This window comes from Mycobacterium sp. NGS33 (assembly GCF_059812885.1).
The window spans coordinates 86546-111122 of the sequence record NZ_JCALDN010000013.1 but is presented as its reverse complement, the minus strand read 5'-3'; the positions used below and the strand labels follow the sequence as shown (position 1 = coordinate 111122).

The 24577-nt window shown below is 65.0% G+C and carries 19 protein-coding genes; 3 read left to right on the top strand and 16 right to left on the bottom strand.

Annotated features, from left to right (window positions below):
- Positions 1-389 precede the first annotated feature (389 nt).
- From AC5Y5B_RS19005 to AC5Y5B_RS18950, 12 genes are all read right to left on the bottom strand, one after another.
- The gene (locus AC5Y5B_RS19005) at positions 390-1793 is read right to left on the bottom strand and encodes an NADH-quinone oxidoreductase subunit N (protein ID WP_008257434.1); all 1404 of its coding nucleotides are present in this window, start codon (positions 1791-1793) and stop codon (positions 390-392) included.
- Positions 1794-1811: 18 nt separating this feature from the next.
- On the bottom strand, positions 1812-3302 hold the full coding sequence (locus AC5Y5B_RS19000) for a complex I subunit 4 family protein (RefSeq protein WP_008257432.1): 1491 nt from the start codon (positions 3300-3302) through the stop codon (positions 1812-1814).
- A 2-nt stretch (positions 3303-3304) separates the two neighbouring features.
- A complete protein-coding gene (locus tag AC5Y5B_RS18995) occupies positions 3305-5137 on the bottom strand; it encodes a proton-conducting transporter transmembrane domain-containing protein (RefSeq protein ID WP_008257430.1) in 1833 nt (610 codons plus the stop codon).
- A 17-nt stretch (positions 5138-5154) separates the two neighbouring features.
- Complete coding sequence (locus AC5Y5B_RS18990; RefSeq protein WP_008257429.1) at positions 5155-5457, bottom strand: NADH-quinone oxidoreductase subunit NuoK; 303 nt, start codon at positions 5455-5457, stop codon at positions 5155-5157.
- The gene (locus AC5Y5B_RS18985) at positions 5454-6017 is read right to left on the bottom strand and encodes an NADH-quinone oxidoreductase subunit J (protein ID WP_008257421.1); all 564 of its coding nucleotides are present in this window, start codon (positions 6015-6017) and stop codon (positions 5454-5456) included. The genes AC5Y5B_RS18990 and AC5Y5B_RS18985 overlap by 4 nt, the downstream gene beginning before the upstream one ends.
- Positions 6018-6020: 3 nt before the next feature.
- The gene (locus AC5Y5B_RS18980) at positions 6021-6959 is read right to left on the bottom strand and encodes a complex I subunit 1 family protein (RefSeq protein WP_008257418.1); all 939 of its coding nucleotides are present in this window, start codon (positions 6957-6959) and stop codon (positions 6021-6023) included.
- Complete coding sequence (locus tag AC5Y5B_RS18975; protein ID WP_008257417.1) at positions 6952-8070, bottom strand: hypothetical protein; 1119 nt, start codon at positions 8068-8070, stop codon at positions 6952-6954. Before AC5Y5B_RS18975 ends, AC5Y5B_RS18980 begins: the two co-directional genes overlap by 8 nt.
- Positions 8071-8231: 161 nt before the next feature.
- Positions 8232-8576, bottom strand: coding sequence for an NADH-quinone oxidoreductase subunit A (locus tag AC5Y5B_RS18970; RefSeq protein WP_008257416.1), 345 nt, complete (start codon positions 8574-8576; stop codon positions 8232-8234).
- Positions 8577-9340: 764 nt separating this feature from the next.
- On the bottom strand, positions 9341-9805 hold the full coding sequence (locus tag AC5Y5B_RS18965; protein WP_371265831.1) for a nitroreductase/quinone reductase family protein: 465 nt from the start codon (positions 9803-9805) through the stop codon (positions 9341-9343).
- Between the two features lie 38 nt (positions 9806-9843).
- The gene (locus tag AC5Y5B_RS18960; protein WP_014942237.1) at positions 9844-13209 is read right to left on the bottom strand and encodes an AAA family ATPase; all 3366 of its coding nucleotides are present in this window, start codon (positions 13207-13209) and stop codon (positions 9844-9846) included.
- 128 nt (positions 13210-13337) lie between these two features.
- The gene (locus tag AC5Y5B_RS18955) at positions 13338-14258 is read right to left on the bottom strand and encodes a TIGR03619 family F420-dependent LLM class oxidoreductase (RefSeq protein WP_008257414.1); all 921 of its coding nucleotides are present in this window, start codon (positions 14256-14258) and stop codon (positions 13338-13340) included.
- Positions 14255-15319, bottom strand: a complete 1065-nt coding sequence (locus tag AC5Y5B_RS18950) for an NAD-dependent epimerase/dehydratase family protein (protein ID WP_008257412.1) — start codon at positions 15317-15319, stop codon at positions 14255-14257. Before AC5Y5B_RS18950 ends, AC5Y5B_RS18955 begins: the two co-directional genes overlap by 4 nt.
- Positions 15320-16168: 849 nt before the next feature.
- On the opposite strand from AC5Y5B_RS18950, the gene AC5Y5B_RS18945 reads away from it, so the two are divergent.
- Both AC5Y5B_RS18945 and AC5Y5B_RS18940 read left to right on the top strand, forming a co-directional pair.
- A complete protein-coding gene (locus AC5Y5B_RS18945) occupies positions 16169-16576 on the top strand; it encodes a nuclear transport factor 2 family protein (protein ID WP_225325687.1) in 408 nt (135 codons plus the stop codon).
- A gap of 230 nt (positions 16577-16806) precedes the next feature.
- Entirely contained in the window at positions 16807-18048 is a 1242-nt protein-coding gene (locus tag AC5Y5B_RS18940; RefSeq protein ID WP_008257410.1) for a cytochrome P450, read from the top strand.
- A 79-nt stretch (positions 18049-18127) separates the two neighbouring features.
- On the opposite strand, the gene AC5Y5B_RS18935 is transcribed toward AC5Y5B_RS18940, so the two are convergent.
- Together AC5Y5B_RS18935 and AC5Y5B_RS18930 are read right to left on the bottom strand one after the other, a co-directional pair.
- Complete coding sequence (locus tag AC5Y5B_RS18935) at positions 18128-19261, bottom strand: helix-turn-helix transcriptional regulator (RefSeq protein ID WP_008257409.1); 1134 nt, start codon at positions 19259-19261, stop codon at positions 18128-18130.
- The gene (locus tag AC5Y5B_RS18930; protein WP_008257408.1) at positions 19258-20361 is read right to left on the bottom strand and encodes a helix-turn-helix transcriptional regulator; all 1104 of its coding nucleotides are present in this window, start codon (positions 20359-20361) and stop codon (positions 19258-19260) included. The genes AC5Y5B_RS18935 and AC5Y5B_RS18930 overlap by 4 nt, the downstream gene beginning before the upstream one ends.
- 334 nt (positions 20362-20695) lie before the next feature.
- Here AC5Y5B_RS18930 and AC5Y5B_RS18925 point away from each other — a divergent pair, with 334 nt between their 5' ends.
- Positions 20696-23263 (top strand): helix-turn-helix transcriptional regulator, encoded by a 2568-nt coding sequence (locus AC5Y5B_RS18925; protein ID WP_225325686.1) that lies wholly within the window; start codon positions 20696-20698, stop codon positions 23261-23263.
- A 659-nt stretch (positions 23264-23922) separates the two neighbouring features.
- On the opposite strand, the gene AC5Y5B_RS18920 is transcribed toward AC5Y5B_RS18925, so the two are convergent.
- Positions 23923-24207, bottom strand: coding sequence for a WXG100 family type VII secretion target (locus AC5Y5B_RS18920; RefSeq protein WP_008257405.1), 285 nt, complete (start codon positions 24205-24207; stop codon positions 23923-23925).
- An 11-nt stretch (positions 24208-24218) separates the two neighbouring features.
- Positions 24219-24515 carry a WXG100 family type VII secretion target gene (locus AC5Y5B_RS18915; protein WP_008257404.1) on the bottom strand — a complete coding sequence of 99 codons (297 nt, stop codon included), beginning with the start codon at positions 24513-24515 and terminating at the stop codon, positions 24219-24221.
- Positions 24516-24577 lie beyond the last annotated feature (62 nt).

Sequence of the window (24577 nt, the reverse complement as noted above, 5' to 3'; positions counted from 1 at the left end):
CAGTCACTGTGTCAGAGGTTCCTAACGCCTAGTGCGGCGTAGGCTCCGCCGGAAAACGCCATGCTGCGCGAATCGGCTCTGACATCTTCCGGAGCCGGTGTATTAGGCCGACGCGGATTCGTATGAGTCAGCCAGGTCGCCGTGGGCCGGATGTCCGCGGTGTTGAGGCACAGTTGAAGTGTGTGCGTGGCCCAGACCTCAACGGGCGCAAGCTCAATGGTGCCGGCTTGGCAGCTTCACCTTGGCGAGCTTGTTGTAGAGGGTCGCAGCTCCTAGCACCGACACGTGCCTGGTGGTGGATCGGGGTCCTGTGCGAATAGTCGCAAGCGGAAGATGGCCGTTGGTTGCCGACTGGTCAGCAAGCCGACGGACCTAGTCTGAGAGCGCGGCTACATCAGCGATCTGGGGAGCATTTCCCAGACGGCACCGGCTGCGATTCCGAGCCCCAGACTAAGGCCCGCCGCCACTATCGCGGTGCGTGCGGACCATTTCTCCGCCGTGACGACGCCGTCTCTCACGCCTTCGGCAGGCCGCTGGAACGACGGGATGATCCAGCGCAGATAGTAGAAGAGACTAACCACGGAGTTGACGAAGACAACCACGGCGAGCCACGCCTGGCCACCGTCCCACGCCGCCGTCGCCGTCGTGAGCTTGCCGATGAAGACCGCCGTCGGCGGAGTTCCGACCAGGCCGAGCAGCGCGACCACCAGCGCCCCGGCCAGCCAGGGCCGAACGTAAGCCAGACCCCGGTAGGAGTCGAGCTGGCGTCGGTCCGGTAGCGCCGTGCTCACCGCGAATGCCGCGCTGTTGGTGAGCGTGTAGCCGGCGAGATAGAACAGCAGCGAGGGGAGCGCGAGCCCGGTGCGGCCGGCGACGACGATCGGAACCAGCAGGTAGCCGACCTGGCTGATCGTCGACCAGCCCAGCAACCGCCGAGGATCGTGTTGCCAGTAGGCGGCGAGGTTGCCCAACGTCATGCTTGCGACGGCGAGCACGGCGACCAGCAACGGCCAGGCAGTCTTTCCGGGCAGCACCTCGACCAGGCGGTACAGCGCGGTCAACGCACCGATCTTCGGCACGGTGGTCAAGAACATGGCGGCGGTCCCGTTCGCCCCTTGTGCCGCATCGGGAATCCAGAAATGCGCGGGCACACCGCCGGCTTCGAACATCAGGCCCGCGACGACACCGAGCAGTCCTGCGGCGACAGCGGCGGGCGGCGCACCGCCAAGACCGGCCGCCAGGCCGTCGTAGCGGGTGCTGCCGGAAATCCCGTACAGAACGGTCACGCCGAGCATCAGGACGATCCCGAATAGTGCGCCTATCAGGTAGGCCTTCATCGTCGCCTCGGCGCCCTTCGCGGAGCGCACCAGCCCGATCAGCCCATAGAGCGGAATGCCGGCCAGCAGATATCCGGTTATCAGCACGAGCAGATCGTCGGCTCCGGCCAGGACCATAACTCCGGCGGTGCAAAACAGCAGCAGTGCGTACGTTTCGCTTTCGCGGACCGAGCCGGCGATTTCACCGGCGGCCACAGCGAGCACCAACAGCGTCCCGACCATGACCACGATCCGCGCCACGCCCGTGGCGGTGTCGGCGGCGAAGGTGCCGTCAAAAGCGGTCCGATCCGGACCGGCCATCCCGACCACCGCGACGGCGATGGCACCGCACAGCGCGGCGGCGGCGACTCCTCGGGCCCACCACTGCCGGCGCCGGGCCAGGAACGATCCGCTGATCAGCACCACCAGCCCGCCGCCGAACACCAGCATCTCGGGCAGCATCAGCAGCGGCCGCATCCCCGTCTCCACGTCCGGCTACCGCCCGACCAGCCCGACGAGCGCGTGAGCGGCGGGTTCGATCAGATCGAGCAACGGCCGCGGAAACACGCCTATGGCGACGGATAAGGCGAGAAGCATTCCGACAGAACACGTTTCGGAATAACGGAGGTCGGCAAATCCCACCGAGTGTCCGCGCGTCTCGCCCGTGAAGATGCGCTGCAGCGCGAGCAGAAACAGCGCCGCGGTGACCAGAATGCCGGGCAGCGCGACGGCGGTGATCGGTGCGGCGGCGATACTGCCGGTGAAGATCTGGAATTCGGCGATGAAGCCGGAGAAGCCCGGCAAGCCCAGGGAGGCGAATGCGCCGACGGCGAAGAGCCAAGCCAGTTTCGGGGCCGGCCCGGCGAGCCCTCCGAAGGTGTTCATGTCGTATGTCCCAGCGCGCTCGTAAAACACGCCGGCGATCAAAAACAGCGCACCGGTGATCAAACCGTGGCTGACCATCTGGGTGACGGCGCCCGTGACCGCAACCCCGCGAGCCTGGGCGGTGTCACCCGCGATCAGCCCGGCCGCACCGACCGCGAGCACGATGTAGCCCATATGGTTGACCGACGTGTAGGCGACCATCCGCTTGAAGTCGTTTTGGGCCAACGCCACCAGCGCGCCGTAGAGCACCGACACCACGCCGACGACGATGATCACCCACGCCCACGCGCGCCAGGCCTGCGGCAGCATCGGCATTGCTATCCGCACGAACCCGTAGGCGCCCATCTTCAGCAGCACCCCGGCGAGCACCGCCGAGCCGACCGCGGGGGCATCGGTGTGCGCCGGCGGCAGCCAGGTATGGAACGGGACGGTGGGAGTCTTGACTGCCAGTCCCAGCAGGATCGCCGCGAGAACCAAGCCGCCGGCGACGGGGCTGCCGCCCAGAGGTGTGCTGGCGGCCAGGGTCACCATGTCGAACGTGTGCGGCTGGGCCGCGATATACAGGCCGATGAAACCGACGAGCAGCGCCAGCGAACCCAGGAAGGTGTAGAGGAAAAACTTCAGCGCCGACCGGCCGGCGTCGCCATGGCCCCATCCGGCGATGACGAAATACATTGCCACGATGGACAAGTCGAAGAAAACGAAGAACAGGATCAGGTCGGCGGACACGAATAGACCCAGGCTCACCGTCTGCAGGAACAAAAACAGCGCGGCCAGCGGTTTAGGCCGGTCGCGGCCGCGCAGGCTGTAGAGGGCACAGGCCAGAAAGATCACCGCCGTCATGACGACCAGCGGCAACGATAGCCCGTCGACCCCTAGGTGGTAGCTGCTGTTGACCCCGGGTATCCACCGAGCCTTCTCCTCGAACGCCAGCGCACCAGGCCTCGGCGTCTGATACAGCGCCCACACCACCGCAGTCAGCGCCACATCGGCGGCTGTGACCGCAACCCAAATCCAGGTTGCCGCAGCACCGCCAAGCCGCGGCAGCGCCAGCAGCACCAGGGCCGCCGCCAGCGGCAGGAAAACGATCACACTGAGCACGCTCACCTCGCTACGACCAGGACCACGGCACCGAATGCCAGCACCACCACAGCCGCGAGGTAGTACTGGTGCAGCTGGCCGGTTTGCGGTCGGCGCGCCAATTCACCGAGCCCGCGCATCCAACCCGCGACCGCTTCCACCGCACCGTCGACCGCGCGAATGTCCGTGTGCGCCAAACGGTGCGCTGCCCGTAGCGAGTGGATGGCGGTTGCCTCCACGGCCCGGTCGAGCACCCGGTCGTCGAATCGCGCCAGGATGCGTGCGAGGCCGAATGTGGGCCGGACGACGAGGAGATGCGCGACCTGCTCCAGGCCGAGCCAGCCGCCTGCCCACCGGGGCTCGGGTACCCACCAGTGCGCCACCGCCGCGACGACGATGACCGCTAGCGCCGCCGAGCCCAGCAGCTCGAGCGCCGTCGCGGGTGGGCTCGCGGTGCCGCGCAGCGCCCGGGTAAGAGCCGAGCCGGCCGGCGGCAACGCCAACACTCCCGCCGCTGCGGCGCCGACCGCGAGGACGACGATAGGGGCCTGCTGGAAGGCGTTGGGGCCGAGGGCGTCTCGCGTGATGCCGGGGCTGCTGTCGGCAGCTTTGGTGCGCCACAGCACGGTTAGGACCTTTCCGGCATAGGCCGCCGAGAGAGCCGACGCGGCCAATCCCACGGCGTAGAGGGCGGGGGAGTAGTGCAGGGCTGCGGCCAGCACCGTGTCTTTGGTCGCCCATAGCGACAGCGGCGCAACGCCGGCCAGAGCCAGGGCGCCGACGGTGGCCGACCAGCCCAGGAGCCGCCACCGTCGCGCGACCCCCCAAAGGTCGTCGAGCTGCTTGGTGCCCAGTACCGACAACCAGGCGCCGGCCGCAAGGAACAATCCGGCCTTGGTGAAGGCGTGGGCGATCAGCTGCGCGGCGCCGCCGCCGACGGCGCCCACACCCGCGGCCATCACCACGAATCCGAGCTGCGCTGCGGTCGAGGCCGCCAGCAGCTGTTTGAGATCACGCTGCGCCACCGCGACCGCGCCCAACAGCAGCGCGGTTCCCCCACCTATCCATGCCGCAGCCGGCGCGGCCCACCCGGTGGCCGCGAGAAGCGGCTGCGTCCGCAGCAGCAGGTAGGCGCCCATGGCGACCATCGCGGCCGAGTGCAGTAGCGCGCTGACCGCGCTGGGACCCTCCATGGCCCGGGACAGCCAGAACGAGAACGGCAGCTGCGCGGCCTTGCCGAGCGCCGCGAGCAGCACCCCGAACGCGGTGACGTGCCGCCAGCCGCCGCTCGCGCCGGGCAGGTCGGCCAGCGCAAGCCCCGCGCCACCGGCCAGCGCAGCCGCCGCAGCCAGGTAGAGGCCGAGGTCGGCGGTGCGGGTGGTCAGGAAGGCGGTGAGCCCGGCCGACATTCGGTACTCGTCGCGCCACCTGAACCCGATCAGCGCATACGACGCCGCCCCCATCACCTCCCACGCCAACAGCAGCGCCGGCAACGTCGTTGCCGACGCGGTCACGACGACAGCCGAGGCGAATAACAGCATCAACCCGTGGAACCGGCCCGGCGCTTCCCGGATGTCCCCGGCGGCGAATACCAACACCAGCTGCGTCACCGCCGCCACCATCGGAACTACCACCGCGGCCAGCGCATCTATCCGTAACGCGAATTCCGCGCCGGCCATGAACGCCACGGCCAGTTCCGGGCGGGCGAAGCTCACGACTACCGACAGCACCAGCATGACAGCCGCTGTGGTCACCGAGATCGCCGCAGCGTACCGCTCGAACCGGCGGCCCAGCAGTAACGTCGCGCCGGCCACGGCCGGCGCGAGGATCAAAAACCACAACGAAAGCTGCGCCAATGTGCCCCCTGCCACGGTTAGCCGGACAGCTCGGCGGCCATGTCGGTCATGTCGGCCCGGTGGTCGCGGTGCAGCAGCGTCGCGACGGCGAAGCCCATTGCCATCTCCACGGTCATCGCCGCGATGATCACCAGCAGCAAAACCTGGCCGGTGGGCGCCGGCGCGAGGAACCACCAAAAGCCCGCGGCGGCAAGGATGATCGCGTTGATCATCAACTCGAGACCCATCATCACCATCACCACGACCTGCTGGGAGAGCGCACCGTAGAGTCCGACGCTGAACAACGCGGCCGCCACCAGCAGCACCGTGTCGAGGGTCATCGCCCGACACCTCCCGGCTGCGGGTCGCGGGCGGGACGTTGTTTCAAGTCATCGCCGAACCGGTCGTAACGGCTCCGCTTGGCCGCCAACACAATCGCGGCCACAATGGTGGCCACCATGATTGGGCTGATAACGGCCATCGCGAGCATCTTCGGTCCCATCAACTCCTCCCCGAGCGCCACGGTGACATCGCGTGGTGGTGCGCCGCGCCGCGATGGCCAGTCGACCAGCAGGATCCCGGTCGCCAGCAGAACGAAGGTACCCACGGCGGCGGTGAGGGCCCGGCGCTTGTCGTGCACCATGCTCATCGGCATCAGCGCCGGGTTCATGCCCATGAACATGACCATATAGACGGCCATCACCGCCATCTCCATCACCATCATCAAGATCGTCACCACGCCGATGTAGTTCTGCGCCAGCAGCAGCACCGCGACACCCACGGCGACGAACGACACCGCCAGCGCATACGTGGCGCGCGCCATCGAGGTCACCCGGAAGACCGCCGCACCCGCGAGCACGGCGATCGCCGCGCAGATCCAGAAGACGATATCGACGAGCATGTATCAGCTCCTCCAAGTAGCGATTATGGCCACGACCAGGTCTTGCACGAGGACGGCCGGCAGCAGGACCACCCAGCCGAGCTCCATGAACTTCTCCGGCCGAAAGACAGGAACCCGTCTACGCAGCCATACCAAAACCGTCAGCAGCGCAACGGTTTTGAGGAACACCCACAACCAAGGCGGTAGCAACGGTCCGTCGCCGCCGCCGAGGAACATCGGCACGGCGAACGCGGCACCGGCGACCAGCAGCGCGTACCGCCCGGCGTGGAACACTAGCCGGTCCACACCGGAGAGTTCCGTGGTCACGCCGCCGCCGACGTCGGCGCCAAGCGCCGGCGTGAACGGGCCCCATACCGAAAAGGCTGCTACCCCAAGACAATAGACGACAAACGCGATCGGCATCCACACCGCGAACCACAATTGCTGCTGGGCCGCGGCGACCGCGCCGACACGCAGGCTCTGGGCCGCAATGGCCGGAGCGACCAGCGCGAACATGAGCGGGAGCTCATAGCCCAAGCCGTGGGCCAGGAATCGGTAGCCGCCGATCAGCGAATGCGCCGAATTCGGACCCCAACCGGCGAGCCACACCAGCGCCCACACCATCACGTCCATCGCGTTGAACCACACGACGCCCACATCGAGATCGAACAGCGTCCACCGGCCCAGCGGCACCACGGTCACCATCAACATGGCGGCGACGATCAGACCCGTGGCGCCGACCCGCCACAGCAGCGTGTCCGCCGCGACGATGGTGCGCCGACGCTGCCGCATCAGACGCGCCACCTCCCACAGCGGGGTGGCCGCTCCGCCCGTGCGGACACCGTCGCCGCGGGCGGTCAGCACACCATCGAGGGAGGCGGCATAGAGGCCGAGTGCTCCGAGCAACCCGGCGGCGCCGAGCGCCCAGACGCCTGGCACCGTCGTAACCGTCGGGTCACCCATGAGGGATGCTCTCGTTTGCGCGCGCGGTGTCGATGCCGAGACTGGCGACTACCAGGCGGGCAGTGGCCACGTCCAAGCCGCGCACCACGGCCGGTAGCGCATCGCTTATCTTTGTCGAGTCAAGTTCAAATAGACTGGAACTTAAGGGTTCTCGCAAGAGAGTGCGCGCTTGACCGACTCGGGTGAGTAGCCGGTCGTAGGTATCGCCGGCAAGTGCCGCGGGCAGCTCATGACGGTCGAGACTTTCAGCGGTTAGCGGCGCGAGGTCACGTAACGACCAACGCAGCAATCTGGACTTTCCGAGCATCTTATGCAGGCCGTCGAGCAGCTCCCGCGCTCGATCGACGTCAGAGTCGCCCAACAACAGGTCCCTCGCCCGCCGCGCTATGACCGACGCCCGCCACCACCCCGACAACTCCAGCAGATCGACGACGTGGTCGCACTGTCGGGCAGCCGCCACCAATTCGGTGTGTTCCGGCGGGGCCTTATATCCGCTTTCATGGTCGTTATCGACGATCCATGCCTCGGCCTCGGCGAGGACGTCTCCCTGCAATGAGCACCGCAGCACTAACCCCGCCGGCCAGTGCGGGAGGACCGGGCCGAGACGCAAGTGCAGGACATCCATCTCGAGGCCATCGCGGTCCTCTCCGCCTTCGGCCAGAGCAATGCCGGCGGGTGCCATCTCCATGCCGCCGTGGTCCATGCCGTGGTGGCCACTGTGGTCCATCGCGCTGTGGTCCATGTCGCCGTGCTCCATCGCGCCGTGCTCCATCGCGTCGTGGTCCATGTTGTGGTGGTCCATGTCGCCGTGCTCGATCGCGCCGTGGTCCATGCCGTGGTGGCCACTGTGGTCCATTGCGCCGCGGTCCGTCCCGCCGTGATCCGTGCCGCCATGGGCTGTTCCGCCGTGGTGGCCCCTGTGGTCCGGGCCGGGCGATTGTGCGCGATCACGGGCATCGTCTCGTTGTCGCCCGGAATCGAGCAGCTCCGCGCCTGCGCGGTCCAGCGCTGAATCGATGGACTCCTTGTCAGTAATGTCGATGCGGACACGGGGGCCGGGCAGTTGGTCCCAGATCCTTTCGACGACTTCGCCCAACTCGGACCCGGGCATACCGCACACCGCTAGAACGTCAGCGTCCGCCGGGGACACCGCTGCACACCAGCCCCGAGCAGCGACACGGCGCTCCACAGCTGCGCGCAGAACCCAATTTCCTCGGACCTCGACGATCAGGACGTGGACCCGGCGGGTAGCGGCTCGGGTTAAGGCGACGGTCATACCCATCGCAGTGCGCCCTCCCGCCACGCCCACGCGACCGCGACGAACAACGCGGCCAAAAATAGGAACATCTCGACGATCGCGGTGGTGCCCATCTGTGCGACGACCACGGCCCATGGGTACATGAACAGCATCTCGACGTCGAAAGCGAGAAAGACCAGTGTCGCTGGATACCAGCGCACGTGATACCGGGACAGCGCGTGCTCCTCGGGCCGCCACCCCGACTGGAAGGGAAGCGACGTCAACGCGGCCGGCCGCACTGCCGTGAGCCGATGCAGGCCATACATCCCCGCGACGCCAGCTAGCGAGGCCAGCAGCGTCGAGGCCAGACCGGCATACATGGCTGCACTCCTTTCACCCGCGCAGGGCGCCGAGTCTTGTCCACGTCCGATATGCGGAGCAGACCAGACTATGGTCTACCACGCTTCGACGACCCAACGTGAACCGATTGCTGCCCTTAATTCTCGGCCGCGTCACCGCCGCAGGCGACCTACGCAGCCCGAAAGTTGACCCGTAATGGGTATGCGGCGCCAATCAGCTTGCGCGCCCGCTGATTCGGCTGACTCCCCGACGTCCAGGGTGGGTCCGGTCTGTCCGGGGTGGGCTGCGCGCCGCCCGTCAGCAGAGGTCAGCGCGTGGTGGCTGCCGGTCCGGGCGGTGTTGGTGGCTGCACTCTCATCACGAGGCATTCCGCGACGGCCTTGTCGGCGCCACGGGCGTCGACGGACAGATGTCGATACACGGTCTGCCAGGCACCTCGTCGGCCTGACGCAACCCCGCCTTGGTCAGGTCATCGAGCAACTACCCGCTGGGAGAGATAAGCGCCATGGCCGCAGCCTGATCCCGCTACGCGACTAGACCACCGCTCGCGCAGCCCTTTCGCATCCGCGCCGCATTCATGGCCGTGGCTAGGTTCGTCAATTGGACGCGGTTCGTCCCATGAATTCGATGGCACCCTCGATCCGAGGGTTCGTGTAGCCACGAACATGGTCGGCGCGGTGCTTCCGCATAGGTGTGATCAACGGCGTACGCCGCGTAGTCATGAGCCATCAGTCATGAAACATAACTAGTACGTTCGGGTTACGACGAGACCAACTCATCGAGGTCAGCCGGCGCGGGGTACCAAGCGGATCACCGGCAGTTGGCGGTCCGTCTTCTGTTGATACTGCGCGAAGCGGGGCGAGGCCGCGGTGATCTGTCGCCAAGCGTTTTCGCGCGTCGTGCCGTTGAGCTGCTCGGCGCTTACGGCTATCTCGCGACCGGCGACCTCGATATGAATCTCGTCGGGATGTGCGGCGATGTTGTAGTACCACGCCGGGTTTCTGGCCGCGCCGGCGGCTGAGGCCACGACGAGCCAGCCGTCATTGCCGCTGCGGAAATAGCCGACTGGAGTGCGACGTTGTGCTCCGGTCTTGCGGCCCACTGTCGTCAGGACCAATGCGTCCATGCCGCCCATGAACTTGCCGCTCTTTCGGATTCGGCTCATGGCCCAGTTGTTAAACCACCGCATCGCGCGACTTGCGCGCGGTTGGCGAGAGCCGCGGGTGCCGTTGGGGGTATCGAAGCTCATGTGACCTCCTGAGTGATCCAACCGAGTGCTTTTGCGGTCTATCCCGTTTCGGCGATCAAGGCCTTGGCATCCCGCAGGTCGGCGGTGTCAAACCCCTCCGAATACCAGTCGTAAACGGCTGCCAGAACCTTCACCGGGCGGTGCCGGTTGCCTTGCTTGTACCGGAGTCGGGTGATGCTCATTGCCGCTCGTAGCTCCCAGGACTTGGCCTGCTGACGGTGCGCAATGTCCATGGCCCGCCGAAAACATTCTTCCGCCTCGGCGGCGTTCGCAGCGTCCTGTTCGAGTAGTAGCTGACCTTTCTGCCGATACGCTTCGGCCGCGTAGAGATGCTCGTCGTTGTGCTGGACCCACCCCAGTGCCTCTTCTGCGGCACGCAGGCCATCGTCAACATTTCCGGCTCGTCCGTAGGCCTCGCCCAGCACGGTGTAGAACCACGGTAGGACGGCTTTAGCTCCGGTTGCGTGCCGCGCATCCAGCGCCTCGTGTATGTTCGCGATGCCTTCCATCGCATGTCCCTGCTGTGCCTCAGCCCACCCCCGGGGGAGCAGGCACCAGGTGCGATATGCCTCGAAGCCGTGCTCGATACATAGCGCCAACGCCTCCTCAGCGCGGGCCCGCGCAGCCTGAGGTTCTCGGAGCAACTGATACAGATGGGCGGAAAAGAGAAGTGTCTGCGCCTCGCTGAAGGGATGCGCCAGTCCGCGGGCGCGTGCCAGGGTTTCGTCCATACTGTGCACGGCTTGGTCCGGATACCCTAGAACCCACTTGGTGAGGGCTCGGATCCAACCGCAGCAGACTCCAGAGTCCTGTCCATAGCTGACCAGGCTCGCACGATGCTGCTCAGGATTGTAAATAGCCAGGCCTTCACGGCTGTGGTCTAGCGCTTCTTTCAAGTCGCCCTGCCACCACGCGGTATTGGCCAGCATCCGGTGGCCCGCCGCAAGTACGAGCGGGTCTCGCTGCCGGCGCGCCAGCTCGAGGTAATCCGCGGCCAGTTCCCGTGCCGGTGGCATCTGGCCCTGCGCGATACGCGCATACCAGTACCCCCACAAGGCAGCGAACAGTTCCGGTGTGCTGCCCCCTTGACGGGCCAGCTCACAGGCCCGGGTGTAGACGTGACCCACCGCCTGTTGGCCCTGCGTGGCGCCCAGCGCAGCGCCCAGCATGATCTGCAAGCCGAGCTCCTGTTGCGCGCGTTCCGGCGTCTCGGGCATGGTGCCCAGGACTTCCAAGCCGCGCGTCACATGGGCAACCGCCTCCCGGTTGGCGGAGCGCTGAAGTGCTCGCTGCCCCGCGGCTTGCCAGTAGGGGACGGCCTTGGCGGTCAAGCCGGCTTCGCCGTAGTGGTGGGCGAGCAGTTCCGGCTCCGTTGCGACGGTCTCGCGGAACCGAGATTCGAGTACTTCGGCGATGCGTAGGTGATGGCGCTGACGGGTGCTCTTCAACAGTGACTCGTAGGCCGTGTCCTGGATAAGGGCGTGTTTGAAGCGGTAGGTCGCTTGTGGCGGCAAACCCTGTTGGTAGAGAAACTCGGCGGTTACCAGCTGCTGCAGTCCCTGCTTCAGCGGGCCGTCGTCCCACGAGGCGACTGCTTTCAGCAGCGGATACGTGAATTCGCGCCCCACGGTGGCACACAGCTGCGCCAGACCCCTGACCGCCGACAAGCGGTCCAAGCGTGCCATCAGCGAGTCATGCAGCGTGCTGGGAATCGCCAGCGGCGGGAGCCGGCTCGTCAGCGCGTACCGGTCTTCTTCCTCCCGCAGAAGGCCGGATTCAAGGACCATCTTGGTGAGCTCTTCAACGAACAGCGGCACACCGTCGGTCTTGGCGACCACCTGCCGCACAACCTCCGCCGGCAGTTGCTTGCCCTGCGTAACGTGGCCAACCAACTCGAGCACCTCATCGGGTGGAAGGCGAGAAAGAGTCAGCTCGGTGACACCTGAGCGGGCCGGCCATGGCGGCGTGAAGTCCGGGCGATAGGTGAAAAGAGCCATCACGCGGACGGTGGAAAGCTCCTCGACGAGAAGACCGAGCAGTTCCAGCGTGGTGGGATCAAACCAATGCAGGTCCTCAATGACGAATAAGACTGGTTGCTGAGCTGCTCGCTGCATCACGACATCTATCAGCGCACGCAGCGTCCGTTGCTTCTGCTGTTCGGGGGATATGTCGAGCGACGCGTAGTCATCAGTCAGCGGAATGGAAAGCAGGGAGGCGAACAGCGGCACGGTCTCCGCCAAAGGCCGACCGTTTTGGACCAGAAACCCTTCCAGCTTGCGCAGTTTCTGCTCCGGCGACTCCTGACGTTCGAACCGCAGCACGATGCGCTCGAGTAGGTCGATCACCGGATACAGCGCCGAGTGTTGATGGTACGGCGAACTCTGGCCTGGGATGAGCCACGCGTCGCCTTCGGCGGCAATTTCGGTAAGTGCCCGTACCAGTCGGGACTTGCCGATCCCGGCCTCGCCGCTCAGCAGCACTACTTGCCCTTGCCCGTCGAGTACTTGGGTCCACCGGTCTAGCAGCAGCGCCACTTCGCGTTCGCGCCCGACCAGGGGGGTCAAACCGCCCATGCCGAGCGCTTCCAGGCGCGTGCGGGCGCTGCTCTCCGACAGCACCCGGTACAGCTGGAGCGGTTGTGCGACGCCTTTGAGCGTTGGGGTTCCTAACGATTCACAGGCAAACAGGCCTCCCAGAAGCTGATGGGTTGCGGCGCTGATTACCAGTGTGTTTGGAGCGGCAACGCCTTGCAGGCGGGCGGCAATGTTGGGTGTTTCGCCCAACGCCAGCTCTTCGCGGCGCGCGTCGCCCCCGAGCGCGCCCACCACGACCAGCCCGGTATGGCACCCCAAGCGAACATCGAGTGACAACCCGCGCTTATCGACCAGACCCGTGTTGAGCTGCGCTATGGCCTCCACGATTCCCAAGCCGGCGCGAACGGCTCGGTGCGCGTCGTCCTCATGGGCTCGGGGGAAGCCGAAATAAACAAGCAGGCCATCGCCGAGAAATGCGCCGATATGCCCGTCATAGCGGGCGATGACCTTTTCGCAAGTGTCTTGATAGATCTGCACCACCTCGCTGAAGTCCTCGGGGTCGAGCCGCCCGGCGAGCGGAGTGGAGTCAACGAGGTCACAGAACAGCACCGTCAGGTGCCGACGTTCTGCGAATTGTGCCGAAGTATTTTCTGGCTCAGTGATTTTGGCGGTCGTCCGCGGCGGGCTGGTCCAGGCCAAGCCGAGTCCATCCTCAGTCACGGCGTCAGAATGTGCGTAGAGCAGCTCCTCCTTGAGTGCGTCGAGATCATCATCGCCGAGATCGAACTGGCGCCTGAGCGCGCGGTAGGAGACCCGGCCTCGACTGCGAAGTAAGTCAAACGCCTGATCAACGACCGCGTAAAAATCCATGACAATCCCGCCTTCGGCATAGTCTCCTACGCCCCGAGACATTGCGATCGACAAACCCGTCTCAGGAGTTTCAATCCGAGTGGGGCCGTCCCCGTTTTTTCCGGTGGTGAACCGACTCGTCTCTTCCACTAGGGCACCTTTGGCTTGACTTCCTCGATGACCCACTGCGCGTAGTCGAGGTAAGCATTGACGTCCTTGACCGGCGGGATCGGCACCCCGGTCATCGTTACTCCCAGCTCGGCGAACCAGCCGAGTTGGTCGATGATTTCCTCTGCGCTCATGCCGGGTTGTTGTGTGGGGTCGTCGATGGCAACGTGTCCTTCGCCGACTTGCGAGCTGCCCAGTCCGTACAGCACTTCGAACGGCCGTCCGTCGTACGTTGGCTGAGATTTGATGAAGTCGATCTTCGCGGGAATGTCCGCCGGACTCGTCAGCCACGGGAACCAACCTGATGCGTATCGGGCCGCGCGCTTGAGCATCGGCTCGGCGTCCCCGCCGATCCAGATCGGCAGATGCGGCTTCTGAACCGGCTTTGGCTCGAACGCAACGTCTTTGAAGGATACGTACTTGCCCTCGAACCCGGGCGAATCGCTCGTCCACAGTTCAACGATGGCGGCAAGGTATTCGTCGGCCATGCGTCCGCGCTCGTGGAATGGCACGCCGAGAATCTTGAATTCCTCTGCGTCCCAACCGACGCCGAACGTGACTGTGATGCGCCCGCCGCTCATCCAGTCTGCCGTCGACAACGCCTTGGCCATGATGACTGGGTGTTGCAGCGGCAGCAGCGTCACGCACGAGTTGACCCGGATGCGTTGTGTGGCGCCGGCAATGCACGCCTGCGCGACCGTCGAGTGAAAGTAGTGGGGTCCTGACAGCTCCACGTGTGCGTTCGGGACGATGAAGTGTTCCGGGATCGGGATCATGTCGTAGCCGAGGTCCTCGGCACGTTTGGCCATGACGATCTGATCCGGACCGGTCACGTCGAGCTCGAAGGGCTGCGTGAGTGCTTTGACGCGGACGGTGTTTGGCATTGCAAAGGAAAATTTCATGGGGCACCGTGCCTTTCGATAACCGACACGGCATGGGGAGTACCCAGCCGGCCGGCCTTCTTGACCGGGATATGCCCGGCCTCGACCATCCAGCGGATGGTGTCTCCGAGGGTCTCTTCCCCCGGTCGGAAGCACAAACCCGACTTCGCCACAAAGCGGCTCGAGTCCGCGGGTGGCCACAGGGTGTTGATCGCCATTGATTCGGCTGAGATCTGCGTCTCAAACGGCACCAGCTTCTTGGCGCGATCCGCGGTGGTGCCTATCGCGCGTATTAGCCGCGGCGAGACGCGTGGACTGAAGATGCGCCGCCCAAGCAGCGCTTCGAGGCGCTCGCGTAGCTGGTCCCACGCATAAAAGTGGCCGCCGATGATGTAGCGCGCGTCCTCGAAGGCACGGCTGGGTGGATGCGCTAACAGCCATTGGTGTGCCTGCGCCAGGTCGCGCACATCGACACACTGGAAACCCGTTGTACTTCGCGGCAGCATCTGCCCGACGAAGGTTGCCAGCGCGCGGTTGGCTGCACTGAGCTTGGGATCATCGGGCCCGACGACGGCGACCGGATACGTGATCTGCACCGGCAAGCCGCGCTGCTGCAGCTCGCGGACATACTCTTCGCTATCGCGCTTGGATCGCGAATACGCCTCGGACACATCGGCCAGCGGCGTTGATTCGTCGACGCGGGCGGCTCCGGGATGAAACAACGCGGCGACGCTGGAGACATACAGCATCTTGCCGATGCCGAGCGCGTGTGCGGCGCCGAGCACCGCCCTCGTCGCGCCGACGTTGGTGTCGTAGGTTTCCCGGCCCTTACGCGGGTCCAGCGACACGGATGCCGCGGCGTGAAACACGGCATCGCAGCCGGCCATCGCGTGCTGCACGGCTGCCTGATCGGTGATGTCGACGGTGACGAAGCGCTCGATGTGCTGACCGCGAGACTCGAACCAGCGCCGCGCCCTTGGTTCGTCGCGTACCAGCAAGCGCATCTCGTGGCCCGCATCGAGCAGCGCCAGTACGGTGTGAGCGCCAACTAAACCGGTCGCGCCTGTGGCGAAGACCCTCATTCGCCACCGACCCGCACCTCCACCACGGTGAACAGCTATTTGAGCCATTCCGCCCCCAACGTCACCCACTGCCTGGTGCAACATGCCAGCACCCAACCACTCTCGGCTGCGCAATTCCTCATCCAAATGGGTGAGGTCAGTTGCGCGTTGACACGAGCAGACTCGAACCGGCGAATCGAGGACGTGCGATGGGCGCGTCGATGAGTTCCCGCGCCTAGAGGCGATCCATTTCACGGGCCATGCAGGAGTACTCAAGGAATGCGTAGTGTCTCGGGCAGTCGTGACGCACTGGGCGGGCATCTCGCCGCGAGCTCGCAACCATGCGGCGAATGGACGTCAAGAGAACCGAGGCTGTCCCGGTCCAGCGGCGTACCGTCGGCTTCGCCCGCACAACCACCGCCGTGCCGAACATGACCTCCTGCTCGGTAATCAAGACTGGCGTACGAGATGCGCCCTCAACGGTGGGCTCACGATGCCGTGCACCGGTATCGGTGTCTGGTGTTGCGGTCATTTCCACGCCCCTCACGGCCGAGATTGATTGCTGATGAGGTGCCGCCCCTCGATCTCGACTGGGCGGTCTTGTCGTAGCTGTGATATCGGCGGCGCGCATGTGATTCCTCCGTTCGTGTCATCGTGGGAACAGTTCGACACTTGTGCTGGCTCACGTTCCGTTACTGGGAATAGTGGATCGCGCTGGACCAATCGACATGAGTGGTGCACTACTCACATTTCGCAGCATGACGGCGTGGTACCACGCATACGCGATCTCGCGCCGGGGTCTTGTCCGCTCGCCCGAGACGACGAGAATCAAGTGTGGCTTCGTGCCGGGAAATGGAGTGGGAGACGGCGATGGCTGACAGCCAGATGCGGGCACTCGTGGACCGCCACATGAGTGCCGAAGGTCAAGGAGATATCGACGGCGCGGTAGCGGTGTACACCGACGACATCGAGCATGATGTAGTCGGATTCCCCAATGGCCCCACTCGCGGTAAGGACGGGGCCCGCGGCTTTTATGCCTACCTCACCGCCAACTTCCGCAGCGAAAGCTGGAACATTTTGCACCGGTACGTGGCCGGCGACGCGATGATCCTCGAAATGCTCATGACGGGCACCGTGATCGGATCGTTGCTCGGGCTTCCGGGCAACGGGCGGCGCATCAGTTTTCGGATGTTGCATGTCTTCGAGTTCCGCGACGGGCTGATTAGCCGCGAGAATGTATGGCTGGACACGGCCGCGGTGGTTAGTCAGTTGGATTGACGCGCTGTCGCCATGGCGTTGCCCGGGCGCGAGAACTAGATGGTCCCGGCACGCTGCGCGTCGAACGAGCAGCCGGAGGCACGACTCAGTGACGACAGGCAGTTCCGCGTGCCCGACAGCTAAAGATGAGTAGCCCACTACTTACGTGCCTTCGCGAGACCGAAACAACGATGGCCTCATGGCTTGCAACCGCTACGGCCAGCCGACTTGTCCCCGCCTGAGAGGCCATCATGACCGTCGACACGATGCCTACGCCCGTTTGCCCGAACGTCTTCGAGGCGGGGCTGCCCATCTTGGCCTACGAGCAGGTGCCCAATCCTGAGGAGGCGCACCGGCTCATCGCGCAAGCCCGCGCTCGGGCGCCGATCGCCATGGGCACCCACGGGCCCGAAGTCTTGAGCTACGAACTTGTGCGCTCGGTGCTACGCGATTCACGATTCCGCGTACCACAAGGGATGTTCCTTGCCGCACAAGGCATTACCTCCGGCCCAATATGGGACCGCGTCGCCACCAACCTGATCAGTCTCGACGGCGCCGAACACCACCGGCTACGCCGCCTGGTGTCAAAGGCCTTCACACCCCGAGCCACCGCACGGCTGCGCACGACGATCCACGACGTCATCACCGAACTCGTGGACCGGCACACGGCTCACGGGCGATGCGAGGTGGTCGCCGACATCGCACGCCAATACCCGATCCCCATCATCTGTGCGCTGCTCGGCGCGCCAGCCGAGGACTGGCAACTGTTCTCCGACTGGACCGACGACATCTTCAAGGTCTTCGGCTGGAACGTGGCTGGCCAAACTCCCTCGATCCTCACGGCCTGGGAGGCGCTAGACGCCTACATCGATGACATGGTCGCCGACCGACGGCACACATTGACAGACGACCTGATCTCCGAGCTGATCCGCGCCGAAGACGACGGCGATCGCCTGGGCACGGACGAGCTGCGCATGCTCGTCGCCGGCCTGCTGATGGCCGGCACCGACACCACCCGCAATCAGCTCGCCGCCGCGGTCCACGTGCTGTGCGATCATCCCGAGCAGTGGGCACTGCTCGGACAGCGGCCCGAGCTGGCAGGCAATGCCGTCGAGGAGATCATGCGGCATTCCCCGGTGGCGTTCGCGATGCTGCGCACCGCCATCGATGACGTCGAATTCGCCGGTGTCATAATGCCGGCCGGCACCCTGGTCCTCGCGAATATGGCTGCGGCTAACCGGGATCCCGCCGTGTACGACGATCCCGACCGCCTCGACATTACCCGCGACGGCGCCCCGGCGATGCAGACGTTCGGCGCGGGCATGCACTACTGCCTCGGTTCGCACCTCGCGCGCCTTGAGCTCGCCGAAGCCCTCACCGTCATGACGCAACGCATGCACAACCCGCGCCGCACCGGACCGGCCCCGTGGAAGCCGCTGACCGCGCTCAGCGGCCCGACCACCCTACCTATCGAATTCGACACCGGAGATTGAGCATCGGCCAGCGCGGCGAACGGATCCACCAGCGGCGCCAACGCGGGACATACGACCGTTGGCCTCAATCTCGGCGGTTTCATGGAGTGAGTGCGAGCACAAGACCAACGAGTTCGGCTTGGCGGTGGGTGTCGGTCTTGTCGAAGGCGTGTTGTAGGTGGGTGCGAACCGTCTCATACGACACGGACAATTCGTCGGCGATTTGTTTCAGACCTGCACCGCGGGTGAGCCGCAGCGCGACTTCGGCTTCGCCCTCGGTGAGGCGGTAGAATCGGCGCAACAGCCTTGTGGCGGAATCAGTTTCGCGTTCTGGATCCTTGATCAGGACCAACGCCGATGGCTCCGCTACCCTTTCATTAGTTTTGGTGCGATGCAGCGGGATCACCTGAATCACATAGGGACGCAGGCCCGATGGGCGCCTACAGATCAAGGAGCTTCCGCCACGAACCCCTGAATCGCCGCCGATCAGCGCACGATGCAGCGCGCGGTGCAGCTCCCGCTGGGTCTGAATAATTGCTGACCCGAGGCGTCCCGATTCGACGCGCAGTCCGTCGTGGCCGCGCAGAACTTCTTCGGCAGTGGAATTGAGACTGATCACCCGGCAATCTGTTCCGACGATGATGAGACCGTCGCGGATCGCGTCGAGCGCTCCCGAGAGGTCAGCGCTGCGCGCTCGGGCAGCTTCGAGTTGGTTGTGCGTGCGCACGGCCTGCTGCAGATGGACCACCAAGCCGCGCATTACCTTCGTGCGTTCGGGCGTGTCGAGCGACGCCTTCGGTGAGATCACCAGGAAACAGGTCGGGTGCGGACCCTCGGTGAGCCGGACGAATAACCCGTCCTCCATGCCGTTAGGGCGCATCCAGTCGTTGTAGAACTCGGGGTTTCGATTCGGAACAACGATTTCCGGTCCGGTCCGCACCACGCCGACCGGACTTTTGTCCACCGCAGCGAGCACATAGTCCAATCGCTGGTAATGCGTCGCATAGCTTTCGAAGGCGGCCACGGGAATCGTTGAAGCCTGGAACGACCAGAGCGACCAGGGTGTAGCGTCGCGCCTCAACAGCGAACCGCCTGTCGCGCCAAGCGCGCGCTGAATGTCGCGGATGGCCGCGTCCCACTGCTCGGGCGCGGCGGCCGCGGCGTAGATGTCGGCTACGAGGCGCGAGAAGTCCTCGACCGTGACCGTCGCCCGGCGCCGGATTCGCTCAGTCATCGGCTTAGCGCGAGTAGTAGACGGACGAGCTCAGCTTGGCGGTGGGTGTCAGTTTTGTCGAAGACGTGTTGCAGATGGGTGCGAACCGTCGTCACCGAGACCGACAACTCCTGTGCAATTTGCTTGAGGTTCGCGCCGTGCATCACGTGTAGGGCAACCTGGGCTTCCGCTTCGGTGAGCTGGTAGAGCCGGCGCAACAACGCTGCGGCGGGTTCGGGTTCGTCCTCTGGGTCGATAATCAGCACCAGGGCCGTTGGCTGCCGGAGTGGCTCATCGGCATTGCGGCGGTGCGAGGGCAGCACGTGAATGACGTAGGGCCGCTCGCCCGAGCGCCGAATGCAGCTGAGCGACCGGCCTGTGCGAATGGCGGACCGCTCACCGACAAGGGCATCGTTAATAGCCCGATGCAGCTCTTGTTCGACGTGCGCGGTTGTTGCGGCGATGCGTCCTGACCGTATGCAGAGCCCGTCTTCCGAACGAAGAATCCGTTCGGCGGCCGAATTCAGGTTTATCACCAGATGCTCGCCCGCGACGATGAGTATCCCGTGCCGGACAACCTCTAGCGCGCCTGCCAGCTCAACCGCGCTGTTGGTCAGCGCCGCTAGTTTCTCCTGCGTGCGCAGCGCCTGTCGCAAGTGTGGCACCAACCCGCTCATTAACTTCATACGCTCAGACGTGTCGAACGACTCGGTGCGCCTCGGCGCCGCCACGATCAAACACGAGGGGCGTTGTCCACTGGTCAGGCCCACGAACAGGCCGTCTTTGAGTTCGTTCGGTCGCAGCCAGTCGTTGTAGAACTCCGAGTTCGTCCGCGGCGCAATCAGCTCTGTCCCGGTGCGCACCGCGCCGACTGGACTGTTTCCCACCCCAGCGAGCACATAATCCAGGCGGTAGTAATGCTCGGCATAGGACTTACCGACGTCAGCCGGCGCAGTCGTGGCCTGGATCGACCACACTCCGTCCACGGCTTCACTGAGCGTGCCCACCGTCCCGCCTAGGCTGCGGCAAACTTCGTCGAGGGCCGGCTCCCAGTGCCGGGGAGTGACCGCGGCGGCGTAGATGCCGGAGACTAGGCGCGAGAAGTCCTCGACCGTGACCATTGACCGGCCCCTGATTCGCAGGCTGGTATCCGCATGGGCAGCTTCCTAGGTGTGAATCCTATGAAGAGAAGAGTAGCTGGATCTCACCCATTTGCATGAGGCATTGGGCGAGTCATGGTGCTTGTGTTCAGGCATGCTCACGCGGGCGGGTGTTATGTCGTCCGCTGCAGCGCCTGTCGTAGCTGCGGCTGATCGGCCGCGCCGCCCGGATGAGGGCAGCCACCGACGGGGTAGGGCGGCGCCAGCGATTACTGAAATGAGACGGCATGGTGGGTGCCGGGACGATCAAGGACCGGTGCGCCTGAGGTGGCCGCTGACGGGCCGCGCCGAGGAGATGCGGCTCATCGAGGCCGTGCTGTGGGATCCGGATCCTTGCGGGATGGTCATTCATGGGTCTGCCGGTATCGGCAAGAGCCGGATCGCCCGCGAAGCGCTGTCGTTTGCGGCATCAAAAGGATGCGAAACCCATTGGGCCGTGGCGACATCGTCGTCGCAAAAAATCCCGCTGGGCGCCTTCGCTCATTGGGCCGGATCGGCCGTGGGTGACACGCTACAACTGGTAGGCAGCGTGATCGAATCGCTGATAGCGGCATCGGGCGGGAGCCAAGTGGTGATCGGCGTTGACGACGTCAGTTTGCTCGATGACGCGTCGACTTTTGTGTTGCATCAGATCGTCCAGCGCCGCGCGGCCAAGCTCATCCTGACGTTGCGGGACGGGGAACCGATCAGCGCGGGGACGCGTGAGCTGTGGAAGGTTGCCCAATTCGGACGGCTCGATCTGCGGCCATTGTCACCTGAGGAAACGACCGAGCTGCTATTGGCGACCCTGGGTGGACGTTTGGATCCAGACGCTGTCCGCCGCTTATGGAACCTGACCTGCGGCAACGTTTTGTACCTGCGCAACATCGTGGAGCAGGAGATCGCCGATGGCCGGCTCGTCGAGCAGCACGGTCGTTGGTGCTGGGTCGGCGACCCGGTCGTGCCGCCCGATTTGGCTGAACTGATCGAATCGCGCATCGGTGCCCTGCCGGCACCGGTGAACGATGTAGTCGATGTGCTGGCGGTCGGCGAGCCGATCGAGCTGGGGTCGCTTACGCGTATCACCGATCCCGCGGCTGTCGAGGAGGCCGACGTGCGCGGCCTCCTCACGCTGGACCAGGTCGACGGTCGTGTCGAGGTGCGGGTGGCGCATCCGCTGTATGCCGAGGTGCGTAAGCGGCGTGCGGCACCCACCAGGCTGCGCCGGTTGCGGGGATTGGTCGCGGCTGAACTCGCCACTGCCGGCCGCGCCGACGTGCGGGCGGTGGTGCGGCGAGCGGTGTTGAGCCTCGACTCCGACCTTGAGCCGGACGCCGACCTTCTGACCAGAGCTGCTCCGGGGGCGGTGTGGCTGATGGATCTGCCCCTGGCCGATCGGCTCGCCGATGCGGCCATCCGCGCTGGCGGGGGCCCGGAAGCGAATTTCCTGCGCGCGTATGTCTTATCGTCGCTGAGCCGAGGCGAGGAGGCCGACGCGGTACTCGCGGACATGCCCACTAGCGAATTGGCCGACGGCGAGCGTGCCAGGCTCGCCAATCTGCGGGCCACCAACAGGCTGTTCACCCTCGCGGATCCCCAAGGGGCAAAAAGGCTGATTGACGACGCGACGCGCGCGATACCGGCGCAGGCGCGCAGCTGCATCAACGCCTTTCTCACCGTGTACTGGGCGGCGATGGGCAGGCCCTACGCCGCCCGCGAAGCGTCGAAAGGTGTTGTGCTGGAACAGCTATCCGATGTGGCCGCGCGCTTTATAGCGTGGGCTAGAACTGTTGCCGCAGGGGACGCCGGTCGCACCAGCGAAGCCGCGGTCGCCGCGAACACCGGATACCCCGTGGCGGTGCGTGGCTTCGTCATCATCACTGACGCGCACGTCGGCGCTCTGTTGCTGGCTGGTCAGATACCGGAAGCCCGGGCAGCGGCCGAGTGGCTGCGCCAACGGGCGTCCAACGTTTCAGGCCCGGGCCACCTACAGAGTGCTCCCGTCGCGGCTCGCGCCGCTCTTGGCGCGGGCCGCCTCGATGCCGCATGCGCGCTTCTTGAACCCGTCATCGACACGTTGGCGGCGTCCGGCGAGCGCAACGGATGGGTGTACCGCTGCCAGATCCCACACACGATCGCGCTCGCCATGCGCGGATCAACCGGTGATGCCGTCGCCGCACTTGCCCGGCTTGAGCAGCAGCGGCATCCGGGTTGGCGCTACCTCGACTACGAGTACGAGCTGGCTCGCGCGTGGGTGGCCGCCTGCCAGGGCGCTGTCAGCAATGCAATCGCGATGACGCTCTCGGCGGCCGGGATCGCCAGCGCCAATGGGCAATTCGCTGCCGAAGTGATGTGTCTGCAGACCGCGGTGCAGTTTGGTGACGATTCCAGTGCGCCGCGCTTACGCGAGCTCGAAACGATCGTGGAAGGACCACGCGCCGGTGTTGCGGCCCGATTCGCTGAGGCTCTTCATGTCGGGGATGCGGCTGTATTAGCGTGGGTGTCGCAGGAATTCGAGCGCATGGGTGATCGGGTTGCGGCGATGGACGCGACCGCCCACGCAGCTATCGCATATCGCCGACAGGACAAACGCGGGTCGGCGTTGGCATGCTCGACGCGCGCCGAGGCGTTCGCGCAGCAGTGCGGCGGCGCCAGCACACCGGCGCTTCGGCAGGCCGCCGAGCGGGTGCCGGTGACCGGTCGCGAACGAGAAATCGTGATGCTCCTCGGTGAAGGGTTGTCTAACCGTGAGATCGCTGCGAGACTGACGCTGTCGGTCCGTACCGTCGAGAACCACATCTACAATGCGATGGGCAAAACCGGCACGGCCAGCCGCGACGACCTCGCCGCTCTGATGCGTCCACGCATCGCCAAGCCCCGGTAACGACGTCAGCGCGAGGCGCTCGCAGAACGGGCATTGCGATGGATGCAATCGTGGACGGTCGGCTGCTGCGTTCCGTCCAAATCCGTAGACCGTTCAGCTGGATACCAGGCACGAGATGCCTTCATACTGTCGAGGAAAGACGGCGCCGAATTCACAGGCATAGCAAAGGCGGGCTGCTCAATATGCCTGGTACCGCGCAGGCGGGTCGCGCTGCAGCGCCCAGGGGCGCCCGGAGCACTGATCTGGTACATGACCGATCGATCATTACCGTCAACGAAAATGCCGGCGCGGCATCGAATCTGAAAGCACTATCTGCTCCCACCGAAGCCGCGGCCACCTTGGGCCAGCTAGAGCGATAACCGCAACGGCGTTGTAGTCGCCAGCGCGTCTGTCGCCCGCCTATTGACCGGCGAGCGCGAGATCCTCGGGACCGGCAGCTGCCGCTGTATCGAAGCCGTCACTCCAGTCGGCCGTGTCCTTTGCCGGGCTTGTGTTACATTGTGGCGTTCATGTCGATGTGGCTCAACCCTCCAAAGGCATGATGCAGCAACAGCTTTCGAGTTCAATACCCCCCCCTGGGGAAGTGCTCGGTATCGATCGACAATACGCAAGTCGTGATTTTGCGTTACCTGTGCGATCGAGCTGCGGCTGAGGACGTACTAGGCCCAGCTGGATCCAACGGCGCTGTCGGTGGAGGCCATGTTGGCCCCGGCGGTTTGGACTTTTTGCCCATGGGCGTTGGCCTGCTCGTAGATGACCTGGAAGTTGCGGCCCAACTGGGTGATGAACTCTTGGCAGGCCACCGAACCCGCACCGCCCCAAAAGTCCCCGGCGGCAAGCACATCGCGGATGATGGCCTGATGCTCGGCCTCCAAGGAAGCGGCCTGGGCGCGGATCAGGGCGCCGTGGGCGTCGACGTCGCCGAATTGGTAGTTGATGCTCATCGTCGGTTCTCCTAACTGCCTAGCATCTGCTGTGAGGCTTGCTCTTGCTGTTCGTAGTTGTTGGCGTCGCGGATCAGGCCGTCGCGCACCCCGTGCAGCATGGTGACGATGTTGCGGAACGCGGTGTTCGTTTGGCCCATGGTGTCGTAGGACGCGGCCTGAGCGGTCCCGCTCCATCCGGCACCGGCAATGTTCAGCGAGGACGCCCACATCTTGCGAGCTTCATCTTCGACGGTTTGGGCGTGCACATCGAAACGGCCTGCCATGGATCGCATCTCGTTCGGATCGGTCATAAAGCGTGTAGTCATTGGAGTGTTTCCTTACCTGGAAATCATCAGTTTTGCTCGACGTGGCCGGCGTGATGGCCGCC

Coding starts and splice junctions, on each gene's coding strand:
- AC5Y5B_RS19005 (WP_008257434.1), bottom strand. CDS start 1,793: ATGCGGCCGCTGCTGATGCTGCCCGAGATGCTGGTGTTCGGCGGCGGG.
- AC5Y5B_RS18990 (WP_008257429.1), bottom strand. CDS start 5,457: ATGACCCTCGACACGGTGCTGCTGGTGGCGGCCGCGTTGTTCAGCGTC.
- AC5Y5B_RS18985 (WP_008257421.1), bottom strand. CDS start 6,017: ATGCTCGTCGATATCGTCTTCTGGATCTGCGCGGCGATCGCCGTGCTC.
- AC5Y5B_RS18980 (WP_008257418.1), bottom strand. CDS start 6,959: ATGGGTGACCCGACGGTTACGACGGTGCCAGGCGTCTGGGCGCTCGGC.
- AC5Y5B_RS18975 (WP_008257417.1), bottom strand. CDS start 8,070: ATGCCCGGGTCCGAGTTGGGCGAAGTCGTCGAAAGGATCTGGGACCAA.
- AC5Y5B_RS18970 (WP_008257416.1), bottom strand. CDS start 8,576: ATGTATGCCGGTCTGGCCTCGACGCTGCTGGCCTCGCTAGCTGGCGTC.
- AC5Y5B_RS18965 (WP_371265831.1), bottom strand. CDS start 9,805: ATGAGCTTCGATACCCCCAACGGCACCCGCGGCTCTCGCCAACCGCGC.
- AC5Y5B_RS18960 (WP_014942237.1), bottom strand. CDS start 13,209: ATGGATTTTTACGCGGTCGTTGATCAGGCGTTTGACTTACTTCGCAGT.
- AC5Y5B_RS18955 (WP_008257414.1), bottom strand. CDS start 14,258: ATGAAATTTTCCTTTGCAATGCCAAACACCGTCCGCGTCAAAGCACTC.
- AC5Y5B_RS18950 (WP_008257412.1), bottom strand. CDS start 15,319: ATGAGGGTCTTCGCCACAGGCGCGACCGGTTTAGTTGGCGCTCACACC.
- AC5Y5B_RS18945 (WP_225325687.1), top strand. CDS start 16,169: ATGGCTGACAGCCAGATGCGGGCACTCGTGGACCGCCACATGAGTGCC.
- AC5Y5B_RS18940 (WP_008257410.1), top strand. CDS start 16,807: ATGACCGTCGACACGATGCCTACGCCCGTTTGCCCGAACGTCTTCGAG.
- AC5Y5B_RS18935 (WP_008257409.1), bottom strand. CDS start 19,261: ATGACTGAGCGAATCCGGCGCCGGGCGACGGTCACGGTCGAGGACTTC.
- AC5Y5B_RS18930 (WP_008257408.1), bottom strand. CDS start 20,361: ATGGTCACGGTCGAGGACTTCTCGCGCCTAGTCTCCGGCATCTACGCC.
- AC5Y5B_RS18925 (WP_225325686.1), top strand. CDS start 20,696: ATGCGGCTCATCGAGGCCGTGCTGTGGGATCCGGATCCTTGCGGGATG.
- AC5Y5B_RS18920 (WP_008257405.1), bottom strand. CDS start 24,207: ATGAGCATCAACTACCAATTCGGCGACGTCGACGCCCACGGCGCCCTG.
- AC5Y5B_RS18915 (WP_008257404.1), bottom strand. CDS start 24,515: ATGACTACACGCTTTATGACCGATCCGAACGAGATGCGATCCATGGCA.